The 19,520-nt window shown below is 33.8% G+C and carries 9 protein-coding genes; all 9 read right to left on the reverse strand.

Going from position 1 to position 19,520, the window contains the following annotated elements; all coding sequences use genetic code 11:
• Positions 1–182: 182 nt before the first annotated feature.
• The gene (locus HGP29_RS19840; protein ID WP_168884171.1) at positions 183–1,574 is read right to left on the reverse strand and encodes a sulfatase; all 1,392 of its coding nucleotides are present in this window, start codon (positions 1,572–1,574) and stop codon (positions 183–185) included.
• A 1-nt stretch (position 1,575) separates the two neighbouring features.
• The gene (locus HGP29_RS19845; RefSeq protein WP_168884172.1) at positions 1,576–2,520 is read right to left on the reverse strand and encodes an alpha/beta hydrolase; all 945 of its coding nucleotides are present in this window, start codon (positions 2,518–2,520) and stop codon (positions 1,576–1,578) included.
• Entirely contained in the window at positions 2,520–5,597 is a 3,078-nt protein-coding gene (locus HGP29_RS19850) for a sulfatase-like hydrolase/transferase (RefSeq protein ID WP_168884173.1), read from the reverse strand. The genes HGP29_RS19845 and HGP29_RS19850 overlap by 1 nt, the downstream gene beginning before the upstream one ends.
• Before the next feature lie 236 nt (positions 5,598–5,833).
• The gene (locus tag HGP29_RS19855) at positions 5,834–6,736 is read right to left on the reverse strand and encodes a DUF1735 domain-containing protein (RefSeq protein WP_168884174.1); all 903 of its coding nucleotides are present in this window, start codon (positions 6,734–6,736) and stop codon (positions 5,834–5,836) included.
• A gap of 15 nt (positions 6,737–6,751) precedes the next feature.
• Positions 6,752–8,485, reverse strand: coding sequence for a RagB/SusD family nutrient uptake outer membrane protein (locus HGP29_RS19860; RefSeq protein ID WP_168884175.1), 1,734 nt, complete (start codon positions 8,483–8,485; stop codon positions 6,752–6,754).
• Between the two features lie 13 nt (positions 8,486–8,498).
• Positions 8,499–11,294, reverse strand: coding sequence for a SusC/RagA family TonB-linked outer membrane protein (locus tag HGP29_RS19865; protein WP_168884176.1), 2,796 nt, complete (start codon positions 11,292–11,294; stop codon positions 8,499–8,501).
• A 29-nt stretch (positions 11,295–11,323) separates the two neighbouring features.
• Positions 11,324–13,069, reverse strand: a complete 1,746-nt coding sequence (locus HGP29_RS19870; RefSeq protein ID WP_168884177.1) for a RagB/SusD family nutrient uptake outer membrane protein — start codon at positions 13,067–13,069, stop codon at positions 11,324–11,326.
• Between the two features lie 11 nt (positions 13,070–13,080).
• Positions 13,081–16,200: a SusC/RagA family TonB-linked outer membrane protein gene (locus tag HGP29_RS19875; RefSeq protein WP_168884178.1), complete on the reverse strand. Its 3,120-nt coding sequence runs from the start codon at positions 16,198–16,200 to the stop codon at positions 13,081–13,083.
• A 479-nt stretch (positions 16,201–16,679) separates the two neighbouring features.
• Positions 16,680–19,466 (reverse strand): hypothetical protein, encoded by a 2,787-nt coding sequence (locus HGP29_RS19880; protein WP_168884179.1) that lies wholly within the window; start codon positions 19,464–19,466, stop codon positions 16,680–16,682.
• Between the last annotated feature and the right edge of the window lie 54 nt (positions 19,467–19,520).

Below are 19,520 nucleotides of genomic sequence, written 5' to 3' on the forward strand. Positions count from 1 at the left end.
AGATTGAAAATTATTTTGTAAGATTAATTTATAGGTGTTGAAATAACAACATATAGATCATCCTTTTAACGGATCTAATTCGTAATTGACAATTATTAATAACTCACTCAAATTATGACGGTTATTATATGTGTTTAATTGAAAGTAAGGTAGAATGCGACACTCTACCTTTCCTTGTTCTATCACTTAGATGTTGGTTTGTAGTTTGGATTTTTAGTCGGCATTTGAGCTCCCACTTCTTTTTTCCATACTTTCATCTTTTTCTTTAATTCTGAGAATTTTGCCTTTTCAGACTTCACTAGGTTATTTTGTTCACCAATATCATCTCTTAAATTGTATAGCTCATAATTTCCATTCTCGATATTATGAATGAGTTTCCAATCTTCTTGAATAACAACAGTATGAGGAACTGCACCTTGGCTATGATAATGAGGGTAATGCCAATACAATGGTCGAGAATAATAATGCTCAGTTTGGTTGAATTCTACGATGGAGATACCATCCCACTGCTCTTGAACATCCTTTTCAATTTTTAGATGTGCTAACTGTGCTAAAGTAGGCAAATAGTCTATAGAAGAGACTGCATAGTCGACCTTGTTAGGTGTTAAATTTGGTGCATAAATCATTGTTGGAACTCGAATACCACCTTCATAAATGGTACCTTTCCCTCCTTTTAATGGTGAATTATTAGTGACTTTACGTTTAGGCTTTCCTATTAATCCTCCATTATCAGAACTAAATAGAATAATAGTATTCTCCATCAAACCCAAAGCTTCTACTTTGTTTAATACTTGACCGATAGCTTCATCGACATGTTCTATCATGGCTGCATAAGTAGGATTACTATGGTATTTGCCTTTCTCTTTGTTCTTATATTTATCAACTTTTTCAGCCCTTGCCTGTAGAGGTGTGTGTACATTATAAAACCATAGATTAACAAAGAATTTTTCATTTTTATTTTCCTCAATATAAAGGCATACATCTTTGGCTAATCGCTCAGTTAGGTACTCATCCTGAGGTCCATCTTTTAACCTTGGGTTTCCGTAAGGCATAAAATAACCATTATAACCTTTCTTCTTATTTTTATGAGGAGCACCTTTGCTCCAACCTCCATGGTTTTTATCGAAGCCATGATTTTCTGGCCAGTATCCTTCATTTTCCCCTAAATGCCATTTTCCAAAATGAGCTGTTTTGTATCCGTTTTCCTTAAATAATTTACCGACGGTCGGTTGGCTTGTTTCTAGGTACATGGTCCATTCAGGAATAGAATACTTTGCATATGGCATCTTCCATCCTTCAATCCAATCGGTCAAATTCAGTTTTGCAGGGTACTTACCTGTAACAATACTTGCTCTTGTAGGTGAACACACATTACAAGATGCATAAGAGTTTGTATAAACAATTGATTTTTCAGCAAACTTGTCTAATGCTGGTGTTTCATAATAATCACTTCCATAACTACTTAAATCCTTCCAACCTAAGTCATCAACAATAATTTGTATTACATTATACTGTTTTTGTGAATATCCCACCTGAGTGAGCCCCAATAATAATATGAATAATACCTTTTTCATTTTAGAATGTCTTATGTTTTTTGACCAATACCTTAATAATATCTTTCATCACAATACTTTCATCATAACCATTTTCAGCGGTATACAATTGGCATGGAATATTTAATTCCCTACATTTTTCATTAAAATAGTACCCGTAATTTGCTGAATGTACGGGGTCTTTGATTTTAGGATTCTCTAGCTGAATTGAACTTGGGTAGTAAAGGTATAACGCAGGGTACCTCTTTCCTTTTTTCAGAAGATCATAGGGTGAATATTCATGAACTTCTTTCAAAATTTCATCCCTTTTATTTAGAAAGTTTTTATAGTTAACTTTCTTATTTTTTGGATCCAATTCTAGGTTAAATGCATGTGCTCCATATTTATTATTTTGAATCCATTGCTTTACCATTTTTGGATCTAAAGAAGTCTGCGCTCTTATCGCAAAAACTGCATTTATTGATTTTCGTAATTGCTTGTACTTTTTTTCATGGCTTACACTGCTATTCAAACCAATGATTAAGCTACTACAAGCACCGGCTGACCCACCACATAAAGCGATATTATTTTTATCGATATAAAATTCAGTATCATGATCTATTACATAATGTAAAGCTTTAAGAATATCATTTATTGGTATACTTACTTTGGGATAAATAGTATTATCTACGTCCTTCAATAAACGGTAATTCACAGTAATTACCGATATTCCATTGTCTAAAAAAGGCGAGAGATCTGGAAAAAACTTTTTCTGATGGATGTCTTTCTTATCTCCCCCTTTCCATGCTCCTCCATGAATAAAAAATAAAAGAGGAGTAGGTGCTGTCGATGTAGCTTGAAAAAAATCAAACACTTGTGCTTGCTCATTACCATATGCCACATTGGAACGAGTAGCTTCAACTGATATATTTTGGCCAATTACAGCTTGACAAAATAATAGGAGAAAAATGTGTACTAATATTTTCATTATAATTTTTGAATTTTTGATGTAAAGTAATCTGTAGGAGACTCAAACTTTATGATATACACACCTGTTTGAAGATGGAGAGTTTTAATATCAATGCTTTTCTGGTTTGTAATAAACTCCTGATAAAGAATATTACCCAAAAGGTCATAAATAGAGATTCTTCCAGATTTTGCTTCTTGGAATTTTACAAAGAAATATGAATCGAAAGGGTTTGGTCCTAAAAACCATGAACTCTTAAAATCATAAATATCAGTAGGTATTTGACCTTCTAAAGGAGGTTGTTCTGGATCTACATTTTCTTCTTCTTCTTTCACCTCAGATAAAAGAAAAGCTTTAATTGCTTGATCCAGTGAATCTATTGTAGCATTCACTGTATATTGTGGTGTACAGTTTTTGACAATTAGTGTTGCATCATCAATGTTAAGTAGTAAAGTATCCACAGCAGTCTGAGGGAAGTCACCTACTGAAGTACCAACGCTTATTGCTTTGATAATTGTGTAGGCTTCACTAATCTTATCATTTAGGGGTTGGTAATCTATTTTGTTTTTAATGTTTAATGCATCAAAGTAAATAGTACCTTCATTCTTATAGACTTTGCTAAAAGTAGAGACCAGTTTATCTATTTTTTCATTGATTACTTTAATTCCTTTTTCAACTAATAATCCATTGATATATATATCCAACGATTTACCTTCATAAATAGAAAGTTTGACTCTATAGTTTTTATTCTTTTCAAACTTATCTGATAATAAAGCATTTTCATCTAGAAATGTTGTGACCTGCTCTCCTTCTATAGAATTTGTATAAAAAATATTATATCTGTTATCACCTCCAATCAATAGAGAAAGAATATAATTTCCTTCCGATGAGATAAAATCTATAGTATTTGACAGGTGATTTTTACTAGCAGAAAAAGTGAAATTTAGTTCATAATTATCATCTAATTCAGTTGCGATTTGATATTGTATGGTAGGTATTGAATTTTCAGAACTAAGCTTATTCAATATCAAGTGCTTGTTTTCAACGAAAACTTCTTTTTCGGTTCCGTTGATGATGGACCAATTTCCTGACAATGATATAGATTCAAAGTTTTCTTCCTCTACCATACAATCATATCCATTGGTTTCCGGAATTGTTATTTCTTCTTTTTCAATATTTTTTTTAGCTCTCTCATTAATCATATACAAAGCACCTTTACAAGTCGTTTGCACATTATTTCTTATCGATCGATACAATTTATCGATATCATCCGAAGCAGGTAGATTATCAATAACTTCTTCATATAGACCAGTAAATTCATTCTGGTTGGTGAAGTAATCTTGTATATTTCTTAAAGAGTGCCACTGATGGAACAAATCCTCACCTTTTGCATATTCCTGAAGTAATTCAAGAGCTTTTTCGTTTCTTGTTTGCTGATATAAAATAGTGGCCGCTTCAATTCTAATAAAGCTTCTTTCTTGAGTATCAAAAGCAATTTTCTCGACTTCCTTAAGATAGGGAATCACATTAGACAGTTGATTTCTAAGTCCATAAATTGCCCAATAACGTACTAAATCTATATCACTATTTAAGGCTTCTACTTGTTCTTCAATCACTTCTTTTCCTTTTCCAGATAAGTTGGCTATCGGAAGAATTTTAGTTAATGGATATATGTCTTCATCAAATTTAAACTCGTAAGGAGTGAGCCCCGTTTTCAGGTAGATATTAATCATTTCCCCATATGGAATAAACTGAAGATCTCTTGTTTCCAAAATCTGTTGATTACAAAAATCCCTCATTTTTTCTAGCTGTTCTTTATACTGAGGATCATCAGCTAGGTTATTCATTTCCCAAGGATCATTTTTTGTATCATATAGTTTTTCATACTTCCTGTGATCATAGAAAAGTGAGGTTTGAAAATCATTTAATCTTCCATTCCATAAATCATTTCTAACCGTTTGATATAATTCCGATTTACCTGTATAGTTTTTAAATTTCATCTCAGGTAACGAAGTGTTATATACTCTTGAATAGCTAAAGTTATTGTCTGCTACTTCTCTTGTGATATCTCTAATCTCATCTGCTGCATCTTTAGCTCCAAAATACATTTCCTTAGTATAGTTTTTAGCTAAGAAATTTACTCCTTCCATATAATCAGGAACTTTTATACCCGTTAATGAAAGTACTGTTGCAGCTAAATCTTCAAAACTTATTACCCGATCAGATGTAGTTCCAATATCAATACCAACCAATGCTTTAAATTTTTCGGGAACATAAACATAAAGTGGCACTTGATGACCAATGTTTAAGCCATTCCCTTTTCCGCGAGGCATGGCTTCACCATGATCAGAATAGATAAATACAATTGTACTTTCTGTCAGTCCATCCTTTTCTAATTCATCGAGTATTTCTCCAATTTTAGAATCTGTATAGTTAATACAATTGTAAATCCTGGCGAAGTGTTCTTTCATTTCCTCCGATTCCTTTAAATAGGGAGGTACTATTGCATCTTCAGGTTTTGTCTGTAATTCATCAGGAAGATTATCCAATACTTCCTTTTTGTAATTACTATATGAATTGACATACTTTCTACTCGTATGAGTATACATTAGATTAAATACACTAAAAAAGGGTTGATCAGGTTTCCTATTTTTCCATGTTGCTGTAGCACTACTTTCGTTCCAAGCTTCATTCGTAAAATCAGAAGCATCAAGTACATTATAATCTGTCTTCAGATTATTGGATGTATAATATCCATGGTCTCTTAAGTAGGTTGGAAATCCTTTGATGAAGTTTGGAAAAGGAATATTACCTCTATGATTTCCTGTACCAATAGATGTCGCATGCATTCCCGTTATAATAGCAGATCTTGATGCAGAACATATGGTAGCTGTCGAAAAAGCAGAATTAAACCGGATACCCATTTCTGAAATTTTATCCATCACCGGTGTTATTGCCGCTTGGTTATTGTAGATCATATGAGGTGATGTATCCTCAAAAGTGATCCATAGAATATTAGGCTTATCATTCTCTGCTGTACCTAAATGAGGAAATAGGTGTGTTAGTATTAGTAAAAAAGTAATAATCTTGAAATTCATACTTTAATGATGATCAATATATAATGATTAAAAAATAAGTGAGTAAGTCAATTTCTTTTTTTACATGAGTGTATAACTTACACTCCAAAATTGGTGGTGTTGTATTAATAAATGAGAAAATAATTCCCTTTTAGGGAGGGGATATTTAACTAATTTGGATGAATACTCATTTATATTCAATAAAAAAGGGTATCAGTCCATTGAACCAATACCCTTCTTCTACTTAATGGATTATATTACCATAATTCCAACTCCATATCTAGGTTTCGGAATGTTAATGTATCCATTACATGATGTTTAATCCCATCGGTATCAGAATAGTTGTAGTCTAAATATAACTCATTAGTATTCGCATTATATTCTGATAAATTATTGGTTACTTCTGTGATAGGTGAACCTTCAAAAGGCTCCACTTCTACTACATTATCTGAAGAAATATTGATTTGTAATCTACCATTGTTTGTACTTCCAATACCATTGGTAGATACTTTATTTTTCGCTAAAGTATTTAAGATCCAAACATCATTCTTCACCATGTCTTTATGGCTGTATACATTAGATACTAAAGTATCTCCCTGAGGATCAAAACTTGTATCTACTCCATGATGGTACCAATTTCCCTCTAGGTAATGAATAAACTTAAACACTGGAATCATATAATTCTTCGCCAATACACCATTTTCTGTAGAACCTGTAAGTACTGAATCTGCTGTAGATTGTGTGATCAAAAGCGGTAATGCATAATGGTTAGTAATCGCTTTAGGATCATCATAAAATGCATCAGTAAAATTGATCTCCACTAACCCCTGAAAAGTACCAGGTTCAACCACCATTTCAGAAGTATGACCAAGAGTATAGTATTCTTCTGGAAGAAGTTCCCAAGATGTTTCATTCAACAGAGATTCATTGATTTCAAATTGAGTGACTACCCTATCCTTATTTTCTCTTTTCCCACCTAATACAACACCTACATTTGTTTTCTGTTCGCTATCTAGAACGACAGTTCTTACAGGTTGTTGATAAGGAAAATAGACAATAGAATAATCAAAGTCTGTTAGATAGTCTTCGTAAGGCTCACAAGAAGTAAAAGCTATTAATGATAAGCCGATGACCAGATACTTATTTATAAAATCTTTCATATTATTTAATTCTTACTACCAACCTTTATTTTGTACAATATTGTTACTTTTCATGATCTCATCGTAAGGGATAGGACCATACATCATATAATCCATATATAAACGTTCTTCCACATCAATTACTTGATAAGAATACTTCGTTTCTCCTTTTGTGATTTCTATCCCTTGAGCAGCTGTATTGATGACATCTAAATTATATTCCCATCTTCTTAAATCGTAAAAACGGTGACTTTCGAATGCTAATTCAATTCTTCTTTCATTATGAATGAGTTCTCTAAATGCATCTCTACCTTGGCTTGCTACTTCAGTAAGGTAAGCATGATCGCTTAGTGTAGCTCTTTCTCTTACTTTCTTCAATGCTTCAAATGCTGTGATTTTACAATTCGGAGGAACAGCATTCGGTCCTACTAATTCGTTTGCTGCTTCAGCATAATTTAGGTAAGCTTCCACTTCTCTAAATAAAGCATAGTAATGACGATCAGTACTTTCACTACCTGGAGTTAACGAGATGTTCGGGTTTACAAATTTCTTTAAATAGTACCCTGTTTTAGTATAGTACGAGTAATTTTCTTCGGTGTCTTTTCCTCCAACAAAAGTTTCAATTGAGTCTCCTCTAAACACTGCATTATTATAGATGATCATTGTGTAAAACCTTGGATCTCTACCTTCATAAGGATTTTCGGCATCGTAGTTACTCAACTCAGAAGTAATAGGATAACCGTTTTCCATTGGAAATGCATCTACCAAATTTTGTGTTGGATTTGTAAAACCTTTACCATTTAAACTTGGTGGATAGTTTTTCTTTTCAAAATCGTTAGTCGAACTCGAAGTCGTTAAGATAGGCTTTCCTTTATTTTGCCACCAAAACATATCAGGATCCCAAGCAGGTAAACTACCCACTTTGTCAATGAACTCTTGACTAAGGATTGCCGTTCTTAACCAATTCTCAGATTGAGTATTTCCTCCTGTTCTATCATAGAAGGCAGGACTTGCTGCATATAGTGCCACTTTAGAAGCCAAAGCAAATGCCGAATTCAAATTTGCTTTACCAACATTGTTGATAGCAAAACTTGGACTATCGTAATCACTTGTAAGGTACTTCTTAGCAGAGTCAAGATCATTTAAAATATAATCGACACATTCCGCATAAGTATTTCTTGGTAAATGTACCGAGTAAGGTCTACTTGTATCGATAATAGGTACACCTAATACAGCACCGTTTTCGTCTTTACCCGCATGATTTTTCAATAATTGGAAATTGAAAAATGCTCTTAAAAAAGATGCTTCTCCATACATTCTACATTGATACAAAGAATCTGTTTCAAGGTCATCAAAATAAGTGAATTCTATTGTGTTGGTATATTGCGTTGAGTCAAAATACTTTTCGTTTAAACCGTACTCTAAGAACTCATTTATATTTCTGATCGCTTGATAAGAATCATTCCATGTATTGATGGGGTTAAGGTCAGCATTCCAACCGCCTAAAGACATATTTCTTACCTCGGATCCAACCTGACTTGATACAGCATTATCTGTAGCACAATCTAAAATATCATCACCTAGGTAATCATACGATTTAGGAAATTTATTGTATACGTAGTTCAATACTCCTTCTGCAAAATCAGGATCTTTCCATACTTGTTCTGGAGATAATTGATTATCTGCATCTGGCTCTAGGTACTTAGAACAACTAGAAAATAGAGCAGTCCCAAGCAGTAATACTAATCTAATTTTATTGTTTAACTTCATCACTTACTCAATTTTAGATGTTCAAGTTGATACCCATTGTATAAGACCTCATAATCGGGAATTCTGTGATGCCACTGTTTGGTCTTTCAGGGTCTACATTTTTATTTTCAGCTGCAGAGACTTCAAAAAGATTATTAGCTCTGATGAAAAACTTCGATTCAAACTTTCTTGATTCTTTACGAGGAAGAGTGTACCCCACTTCTACATTTTTGATTCTAAAGAAATCAGCTTTTTCTAACCAGAAATCTGAGGTTACGTAGTTATTTTCTCCTTTTGTAGTAGTTAATGCTGGGTAAGTAGCATCTGCTCCAAGTTCTGGAGTCCATGAGTTTCTCGCTACTTCAGAGTAATTGTCTAGGCCACTCATCTGATAATACTTACTATCGTTATATCTGTAATGTCCTGCAAAACCAGCACCTGCAACAAATAGGTTGACATTTTTATAGCTGATTCCAAACTGTATTCCATAAGATAAAGTTGGGGAAGTATTACCGATATATTCTTGATCATCATTATTAATTACACCATCTCCATTAATATCTTGGTAGCGAATGTCTCCGGCTCCAACAGTACCAAAAGTCTGAGAAGGGCTAAATCTAGCTAAATTATCACTTTGGAATAAACCTTGGTTTCTGTATCCATACATTCCATCAATAGGTCTATTTTCTTGATTCATCCCTTCAGGTAGGTTTTCCATTTGTAAGACATCCTCCCACTTCGTTTGTTGGTACATTAAATTCGCTCCAATATTTAAGCGGATATCTCCAAATGTTTTGTTGTAACTGATGGCTCCTTCAATACCTTCACTTAAAGTACTATTGTTATTAAAGTAGGCTCCATCATTACCATAATAATCCGGATAAACGGCAGCGTAATTCGTAATCATATCCTTACGGGCATTATCGAAATAATTTACTTCCAATGCTAAAGCATCAAATAGTTCTACTTCAATCCCTAAATTTAATTCTAATGCTTGCTCATAAGATAGCTCCATGTTTTCTTCTCTATGAGCAATTAATGTATTACGACTTACACTATTATTTTCACCTAAAACGAGTACTCCGCCATCACCATATCTTTGAAGGTGCATATATGTCCAGATAGTAGGATCATAGGCCATTAATCCAGCAGAACCTTTAATTTTTAAATGTGTTAGAATTTTATTTTCTTCTAAGAATCCTTCATTAGAAATAATCCAACCTGCACCCACTGCTGATGAGTTGGCTACGCGTTTATCTTTTGCTAATTTATTTGTACCAACCCATACAGAAGAACCTTCTAATACATATTTGTTTTTAAATGTATAGTTGGCATTCAAACCTGCATGCAATGTTTTTATAAAATAAAACTGTGTACTAGTAGACACCGTTTGTCTATATCCTAACGCATTAACAGAAAGTTTATGTTTTTCTCTAAATGTTCTATCATAGTTGATGTTACCATAAAACGTATTACTAAAATAATCTGAATTCGTTTTTCTTACCTGATCATCCGTTTTAGCTCCTTGTTTTACTTGGAATAAATCGTAACCATCATCAGTTTTTGCGAGAGGCATATAGGAGTTGTAGCCTTCATCCTTACCGTATTCGAAAGTATTACTACCATCCACTGCTACATAAACATCAGCGGAAAGCCCCATAATATGTTCGTTAAAATCTAGATCAAAACCAAAACGGGTTTGGATACTTCTATCAACATTTTTGTCATAACCTGTATAATTCAACTCTCCATAGATATTCTTCGGTTGATGCAATGATCCCCCTAAAATATCTGTTTCTCTAGATCCTCCTTTATGAATAAATATTGGATACTCATTGGGTCTTGTTGTCGACAGAAGGTTAAAATAGTCCCCAGAACTAAGGTTAGGAGTATTGTAAAGTTCTACTCTACCACTTACATCTACTACACCAGTAATTACATCAGTTAGTTTCATTCCTAAGTTTGTTCTGATGTTAATTCGATCATAAGAGGAAGTTGTTCCTACATTTTCTAAACCATCTTGACCTACATACCCAAGGTGTACGAAATAATTTGATTTTTTAGATCCACCAATAAAGTTTAAATATCCCTTTCTGTAGGTAACATCGTTCTTCATGGCATATCCATAGTAATCATTATTGGGGTATAAAATGGGATCAGTACCATTTCTATAAGCCTTGATTTCATCATCAGTATAATGTGGGGCTAGACCATCGTTTGATCTTGCAGTATTGTATAGGGAGGCATATTCATCTGCAGCTAAAAACTCAGGTTTTGTGGTAGGCGTCTTAATTCCTTGCTCATAACCTACGGTGATTTTTAGTTTATTACTAATCCCTCTTTTTGTAGTGATTAGAACGACACCATTTGCTGCATTAAGGCCATAGATCGCTTTCGCTGTCATGTCTTTTAACACAGTAATCGATTCAATTTCTTCTGGATTTAGATCAACCCAGTCTCTAGCAATTCCATCTACAAGTACTAGTGGAGCATAATCTGTAGTACTCGATTTTCCTCTGATAGATAAATAGGAAGCATTAGTACCAGGCTCACCAGTAGTGCTCATCAATTGTAATCCTGATAATTTACCCTGTAAAGCATCACTTAAGTTTAAAAAAGAGGAGTTAGATAATTCATCTCCAGTGATGGTTGAAATAGTACTTACTGTCTCCTTTTTGTCGATATCATAAAATGGAGCATGGTAAACATCAGCTTTTGAATTTAACTCTAAACTATCTAAAATAAACCCGAGGTCTTTCTCTTGGGAAAAGACTTCCTCCCAAGAAAATAGTAGAGTTAAAAAGAAGATTATATATTTTAATTTTGACATTATTTCAAAGTTTTAGTCAGACAGAGAGATTACCACCCAGTATTTTGAATGTAATTATTGTACTTCGCGATTTCATCGATAGGTATCGGATACCAATAATTTCTTGGTCTAAAATTACGTACTCCTTTAAGGACCGGATAAGAATATTCTAGGCTACCATCTGATGACTTTTTAATCACTACTCTTTTGATTGTTGCCAATTTTTCTTCCGCAATTTTCCACCTTCTAATGTCAAACCAACGGTGTCCTTCAAAGCATAATTCTACAGCTCTTTCGTTTCTAATTCTATCTCTGAATAATGCTTTATCACCTGTGTATTTTGAATTGACATCAGGCATACCTACTCTATTCCTGATAATATTTACAGCTTGTAAAGCCGAAATACCAGCTTCTGGAACTACTGCAGTTGGACCATATACTTCATTGGCTGCTTCTGCAAAATCTAGATATACTTGACTTAGTCGAATATACACCCATGGCATATAATGCTGACTCCATCTTTTTTCCCAATGATTAGAACCTTTCGGCCAGAACTTCTTTACAAAATAACCCGTACGAGAAGCTTGGTTATCAGGTAGGTTATCTTCTCTTCCTCCAGTAAATGTCTCAATGTAGATCTGTTGTTGTCCATTTACACCCCATTCTGCACCATTATATAAGATGTTATTGTAGAATCTAGGATCTCTTCCTTCATAAGGTGATGTTGGGTCATAGTTGGAAGCAGGATCTGTAATAGGTAAACCACTTTCCATCTCAAACATATCTACCATATTTTGGGTCGGCCCTGTTGTAGCATTTGCTCCACCATAACTTTTAGGTATAAAATGGTTAGTTAGGTCTCCTTTAGATCTTGTTCCTCTGTTTTTCCACAATAACACTTCAGAACTTCCTGGATTACCAAATCTAAAAAAGATATCAGCGTAATTAGTACCTAATGAAACACCAAACTCACCTTGACGTTGTATCAGTTCAGATTGAGCTTTAAGAGATTCTAATAATAAATCATTGTTATATGCAGCAGCTCCGTTAGCATCTTCTTGCATAAGTGGACTACCCATATATAATAAGATCATCCCTTTTAATGCTAATGCAGATCCTTTTGTTACTCTACCATGTTGGTCACTTGGCCATGTAGAGGGTAATAATAGAAGTGATGCATCTAGATCTTCGATACAATCTTGAGCCGATGTAACAAAATCTCTTCTTTCTAAATCTTTGTAGTCTTCATCACTTTCAAACAAGAAGTCCATTCTAGGCTGTCCTCCCCATCTGATTAAGATCTGAAAATAATAAAATGCTCGAAAGAAATAAGCTTGACCTAATAGTTCATTCACCTGTTCTTCGGTTGCTCCTTCTAACATTTCTATATTTTTGAAAGTTAAGTTGGCTACTCTGATTGCTTGGATCGCATTCCAAATTGGCGGTGCCTCCGCTCCCCATTTTGGTTTTCCATCAGCAGTTTTTGCTTCCCAACCTGATTCATAAAGCTTACTTTTACTCGAAGTGGAGTAGTTACCACCGCTATTCATATCAGTACTGAACCCATACTCATAATTATTCTGAGTTTCATCTGCCACTGATCCTAAATCATCTCTTCTATCCCAATGTAACTGATCATCCATATGACCATACAAACGATCGTTGAATGCTCGAAAAGTGAAATAGTCTGTATATATGTCCTCTTCTACTAATCCTAAGTCGGGAGAACGATCTAAAAAACTTTCACAAGCAGGTAATGTAAAAGCAATTAATAAGATATATAAAATTCTTTTCATCTCTTTGTCAGTTATCTGATGTTTAATCTTGCACCTACTGTATATAACCTTACTAATGGGTACGATTTGTTTGAATTTGCAGGGTCTAGCCTAGAGTCAAATTCTGTAAAAGTAAATAGGTTATTACCCGAAAAATAGATGTATAATGACTTAAACAAGTTCTTATTCTTGGGCTTTAAATTGTAGCCTATATGTATGTTCTTCAACCTTAAATAACTTGTATTTTGCCAAGTGTAAGAAGTTGTATTTTTATTATGCGGTTCGTTAGCAAAATGTAACCTTGGGTTTGCATTTGGATCTGGGTTAGATGGCGACCAAGTATTTCTATGGGTCTCATCTACATTATTATACCCTTTTGTGAAACCCCACATCAAGTCACCGTTAATGTTAGCATAAGAGTTTTGAACTCCATAGAATAGTGCTGACATGTTGAAGTTGCCATAGTTTATTCCAAGTTTCAAACCATATGTCGTTGTTGGGAAATTCAACCCTTTTATAACAGTATTGTCTAATACGTCTACCTGACCATCACTATTAAAGTCAGTGTATTTAATATCTCCAGGAGTAACATTACCAAAGTTGGTTTGTGGTGAATTATAGATATCATCCCAGCTTTGATATAGACCGTCTGTTAGGTATCCATTCGTTGATCCAATAGGTTTACCCGCTTCTTTTAGATAATCTGGTAGATTAACAGGATCATCTCTATTAATAATTCTACTTTCATTAAATGAGTAGTTTGGAGAGAAGGTAAACTTAAGTCGTTTATTCAGTTTTAATACATAAGAACCAGAAATTTCAAAACCTCTAGATTTCACTTCACCAATGTTAGCGTATGGATCTTGAGAGAAACCGCTCAATGTCGGAATACTTCTTCTTTCCATTAAGATATCATAACGGTGTTCATTATATAGATCAAGGTTGAGTGAAATATTTTCGAAAATAGTCGTTTCAAAGCCAAGGTTTTGTTTTAGTGCCTTTTCCCAAGTGGCATCTTCGTTTGGAATCCTTCCTTCGAAATAGTGTGTACTTGGTTTATATGGTTTTTCACCTATTCTCCAATCTTTACTGTCTTGTGTGTAATACTGACCGTAGTATAAATATCTTGTATTGTCATTGATATGAGATCTACCTACAGTACCGTAGGAATATCTTACTTTAAAGAAATTCAACCAGCGTACATTATCTCTAACAAAAGATTCTTCCGATAATACCCAACCTAAAGCAAATGATGGAAAGATACCATAACGTTTTCCTGGAGCGAAGTTGTCAGATCCATTCACACCTAAGTTGATTTCAGCTAAGTACTTAGTGTTATAGTCATAAGTTAAACGGCCTGCCCAGTTTTCTTCGTATTGTGGAAAACTTGTTTGTGCTTCATTAATTCTTCTTGAAAATAATCCTAGAAGTCCGATATGATGCTTACCTATATCTTTAGAATATCTTGCTGAAAACTCATAAAAGACTGTCTTACGATAATAGCTATGATTCCATTTTTTATTTATTGCTGGTTTTTCAGTAAAATTTGGATGGTTGGTCATAATAGAATCTACCAAAATTTCTCCACCTGTTGCGGGATCATAGACAGGAACTTGTTGGTATGAATACGTCTCCGGTTCAAAAGTAATGTTTCTTGTGAATTGATTATAAGTATCAAAAGCTACCTTACCTTGGAGTGAGAATCCTTCTAATACTCCAGTAAAATTATGTCTTAACTGTACATTGGTATATAGTTCTGATCTTCTTGTAGATTTACTACCTGAACCGTTCAATTGCATTAATGGGTTAGTACTTCCTTCTACCCAACCATAGCTTCCATTATCAAATTGTGCTGGATGTAGGTCACTTGGTGCTCTGTAGATATCTTGGAAGAACTGCTCTCTATGCCAACTACTTTCCGAAACAGCTCTAGGAGAATTGTATTCTTTATTATTACCCGCGATACCAACTTTTAATTCAGTATTTTTTGTCAGTTTAAAGTTAACATTCGATCTGAAGTTGATCCTTTGGTTGGTAAATGACGGATCATATCCTGCTTGGGGAGCAGACTTTAAAATATCTTCTTCATTTACATAACCAATTGAAGTAAAGTAATTCACTTTCTTTGTACCACCCGATAAGTTTAAATTAGTTTTGTATTGGATGCCAGTACCTACTACTTCATCCCACCAATTCACATCTGGGTATTTTTCTAAGTCTCTATTAGGATCTTCCCACTGATTGATTAAGCTTTCAGGAATTAATGACTCCCAATTACCATCTGCCATCATGGCCTCATTCATCAAACGATAAGAATCCGGAACACTTAGTCTTTGGTAATTATTTGTTGGTTCTTTAAAACCTACTTCTGTTGTTATTTTAATAGATGTCTTTTCGCTTTTACCTTGTTTAGTAGTAATAAGTAAAACACCGTTGGCACCTTTCACACCAAAAACTGCCGTTGCCGATGCATCTTTTAGAACTGAGAAGCTCTCAATTTCATTGGGATCAATATCATTAAAGTTTCTTTCAATACCATCTACTAATACTAGTGGAGAGTTATCCGTCCAGCTTGATTTACCACGAATGAAAATACTAGTATTGTTCTCGCCAGGAGCAGCACTAGATTGTTGTACCGTCATACCTGCAACCTGTCCTTCTAAAGTCGAAGTGAAATCTGTACCACCACCAGCTTCTAATAAGTCTTCACCTGAAGTTTGTTCGATAGCTCCAACAACACTCTTCTTTTTCTGAACTCCATACCCAACAACGACTACTTCATCCAAAACTTCTTGATCAGGTACAAGAGATACATTAATAACGGTCTGACTATTTACCTCAATAGCTTGTGGTTGATAGCCTATATATGAAAAGATTAAAGTATCGTTGGGTTTTACATTAATTTTATAATTTCCATCGATATCCGTAATTGTTCCTGTTGTAGTCCCTTTTACAAGAATGGATGCTCCAGGTAGAGTAATTCCATTTTCATCTTTCACTATACCTGTAACTAAAATTTCATTAAGGTCAGACTCTTTATAATGTTCTTTATTATTTTTTGCTATTACATTGTTTGAAAAAGAAATAAAAGTCAAAAAACACAAAAAGAAGAAAAAGAGAATTGCCTTACTTACGGTAAAGCTATTGTTCATAATTTAACTTAGTTTTTACTAAAAAATTCATTTCAGTGTTGAATTAACAGTTAATTCAGTCGAAAAAAAACCTACTTTTTCGTCAAATAGGGGTGGTTAAATTCATAAACAATTGATAATGTGTTAGTTGAGATTTTATGTTTTGTTTATAAATTTTACTTAAGCTTAACTACTATATCCAAATATATTCTAAAATTTTTCATTATCAAACCTATTTCTGTTAATTGAATTAGAGAGATTTCACCTAAACTTGTCTGATAGAGAATAATCAATAAATAAGTAATTACAGTAGATATTTATTATTCATATAACGGTGTGCTCTTGGTATATTACAATTAGTGACAAGACTTAGTAGAAGAGAATTAATAATAGGGACTCATACTTTATGATGATATAAAATAAAATAGAGAAGGCTTTCCTATGAGTATAGGAAAGCCTTCTCTATTTTTTGAATTTATGGTGTTAAGAATCGAATGTTGTTATCTATTATGCAGTGGATTTTTGCTACTCCACTGATAAACTACTGTTGTAAAAGGAGGTACTTTTATCTCCATAGAAGCAGCAACATCTGTCAATTCAGACTTGATTATTGTTACTTCATTAGGCGTTCTATCTGAATTCTTTGCTAGAAAAGAATCTGCTTTTGTTTCCCATTTTGTTAATCTAACATTATCAGATGAGACAAACGGATAGTTTTCAATATTTAGTGATAGATTGAGTATTTTATTATCAGAAGTATTCGGTATTACTACTGTTATTGTCTTTCCATCATCACTGATTGTTGCTGTAGAATAGGTATTGTTAATTGTTTTCTTGTTGTATTCATAAGTTTCCCCTTCATAAGCAACCTTAACAAAAGTATCTTGATGTAACGTTGTAAACATATGGTATGCATGAGCCCTCGCACTAGTATAGCTTTTTCTAGTATCTACTAAAGGAGTATTATCCTTTTTAAAGTAAGAATGTACTAAAGCTGATCCTAAAACATCGGGATGATCATTTACAACATTATACCATAACGAAGATACAAGAGGAACTGACACTAAACTATTTCTTGCCCCAAATTCCGTTAGGTGGAGCTGTATATTCTTCCCTTTCAGTGCTTGATTCGGATACTTTTTCAACCATTTTCTATGTTTGTTTACCTTGGATTTAAAGTGTAATCCTTCCCAAATACTTCTTTTGTATAATTCATTATCAGGAAGGTTCTTAGCACTCATATTGGGATAAAAATGGAATGCTACACCATCAAATGGAAGGTTTTTCTCTGCCATTAATCTATAGAACTTTTCTTTTTCATAACAGCTGATTACCGTTATAGATTCATCAACGGATTTGATGGCATTATAGTAATCTGAGAAACTTGGATGATCACCTGATGTATAATCTAAAACGACATTGTAACCGGATACTGGTATCTGCCCTTTCACTCCATCTCCAAAAGAAATTTTACCTGTTTTACCATCTACTGTATAATGCTTATCAGAAGATGAAGATTTATTGAAATCTTTTACTCTTCTCCATTTTTTGCCATTGATCGTTAAGCCAAAATGTTCTGAGAGTTTAACTGGAGCAAATTTCACATATAATTCTTGAGATGGTAACCCTGTCGTTTTACAATCAGAGGCTAACCATGAAGTATCCGCACATGCTAATTGATTTGTAAAGGCTCTACTTCCACCATTGACATAATTTTTAGCATCACCATATATAATATTATCTCCACCTCTAGTTTCATCACCATCTGCAGGGTAATTAAAAACGCTTAACTCCCAATTACCAAACACTTCATTACCAATTTCCCAGTATTTAATATTGTAAGGTTCGTAACTGCCATTTTTTGCTCGTACTGCAGCCCAATCAATCCCTCCATTAGGATTTTCGCCTACCTTTGCATTCATATATTCAACATAATCGGCTACATCTTCCGGTGTTTCATATTGAAAGGCCACTACCATAATACCTTTATCAATAAAAGTAGTTTGTAAAAGCTTGCCAAATTCATCTGGACCAAATTCATTGCTTTCAGGGCCCGCTTTTCCATGAGAATTCATGTTTGATTTTCTCTGCTCTAATGGCCCAATAGCTCTCTTCCACTTATAAAGATTGGCCATGGTACCACCTGGAAATCTATAAAATGATGCTCCAGTATATTTAGCTCTCTCTAATACTTTTTGATCGGGGGCATTATTTTCTACATCCCATAAGCCTTGTCCTGCATCACTATAGATATTATTTCCTCCAAACCATAAAGGATTCTTTTTTGATAAAACTTGCTTAGTATCGATAGTCAAAGAAATATTCGTTACAGGATATATTTTACTCGACTTAAAGGCATTAAAATGCTCTTCTAATACTATTTGATATTTTTCTATATCCTCTGGTGTCGATGCACAGTTCTTTAATAGATCTTCTGCCTTATTCAGTACACCTACCAATTCTTTATATACAGATTTAGGGTAATTACCGTTTTCCTTACCAACGTTCACTTCATTTTGCAAGAAAGAGTGAATAGTACTAACAGTGTTCTGTAATAGACCAATATTGGTCGGAAAACTTCCTGTATTCACTCTAAAATGGTGCAGATAAAATAAAGCAGTTCCTTTATACGCAGAGATAAAATCAAATTGCACATCACTTAGTTGCTTACTTGGGAAAGGCAAATGAATATTTTCTGCACTTACATGACCGTCAACAGAAATAGTCAATTGATTACTCGCCTTAAAAGTCAATAAGATATTGTAGTTCGTATTCTTATAAAATGGAGTTGACAGGAGTTGATGACTATCAGTAAATGTTTTAGGTTTATCGCCGTTTTCACTGACAGCATATAAAATATTTCCTTTATCACCGACTTTTAAACTCAATAGGAAAGCACCCGTTTCAGAAAGAAAATCTATACGATTTGAAATTGTAGTTTTTGATGAAGACAGATCAAACATCACCTGAAACTCTTCACCTATATTCGTTGGAATTTGGTGCCTTAATCTTGGTGCTCGAATGGAACCATTTTGCTTTTTTCGTTCCATAACCAACGCTTTATTTTTTATATATACTGCCCCTTTAGTATTTTTTTCCTTCCATGAGATAGGAAGAGTTGATACATTGCTAAAATCAAACTCTTCTAAAATAGAACAGTTTTGTTTTAAAGGAACAGTAGCTAACTCATATTTAACTTTTGAGTTGCTTGCGTTGACAAAAAAGTTAGTAATCACACATATGGCTACAAGACAAAATAGACTTTTTCTTGTGATGTTATTCTTCATATTCATTAAAAAATAAGTAATGTACATTTCATAATGCAATCAACAATATAATAT

Origin of the sequence: Flammeovirga agarivorans (genome assembly GCF_012641475.1) — a bacterium.
In the GTDB taxonomy this organism is placed as follows: Bacteria; Bacteroidota; Bacteroidia; order Cytophagales; family Flammeovirgaceae; genus Flammeovirga; species Flammeovirga agarivorans.

Excerpts from the sequence above, each read along its gene's own strand:
- HGP29_RS19840 (WP_168884171.1), bottom strand. The coding sequence starts at position 1,574 with ATGAAAAAGGTATTATTCATATTATTATTGGGGCTCACTCAGGTGGGA.
- HGP29_RS19845 (WP_168884172.1), bottom strand. The coding sequence starts at position 2,520 with ATGAAAATATTAGTACACATTTTTCTCCTATTATTTTGTCAAGCTGTA.
- HGP29_RS19850 (WP_168884173.1), bottom strand. The coding sequence starts at position 5,597 with ATGAATTTCAAGATTATTACTTTTTTACTAATACTAACACACCTATTT.
- HGP29_RS19855 (WP_168884174.1), bottom strand. The coding sequence starts at position 6,736 with ATGAAAGATTTTATAAATAAGTATCTGGTCATCGGCTTATCATTAATA.
- HGP29_RS19860 (WP_168884175.1), bottom strand. The coding sequence starts at position 8,485 with ATGAAGTTAAACAATAAAATTAGATTAGTATTACTGCTTGGGACTGCT.
- HGP29_RS19865 (WP_168884176.1), bottom strand. The coding sequence starts at position 11,294 with ATGTCAAAATTAAAATATATAATCTTCTTTTTAACTCTACTATTTTCT.
- HGP29_RS19870 (WP_168884177.1), bottom strand. The coding sequence starts at position 13,069 with ATGAAAAGAATTTTATATATCTTATTAATTGCTTTTACATTACCTGCT.
- HGP29_RS19875 (WP_168884178.1), bottom strand. The coding sequence starts at position 16,200 with ATGAACAATAGCTTTACCGTAAGTAAGGCAATTCTCTTTTTCTTCTTT.
- HGP29_RS19880 (WP_168884179.1), bottom strand. The coding sequence starts at position 19,466 with ATGAAGAATAACATCACAAGAAAAAGTCTATTTTGTCTTGTAGCCATA.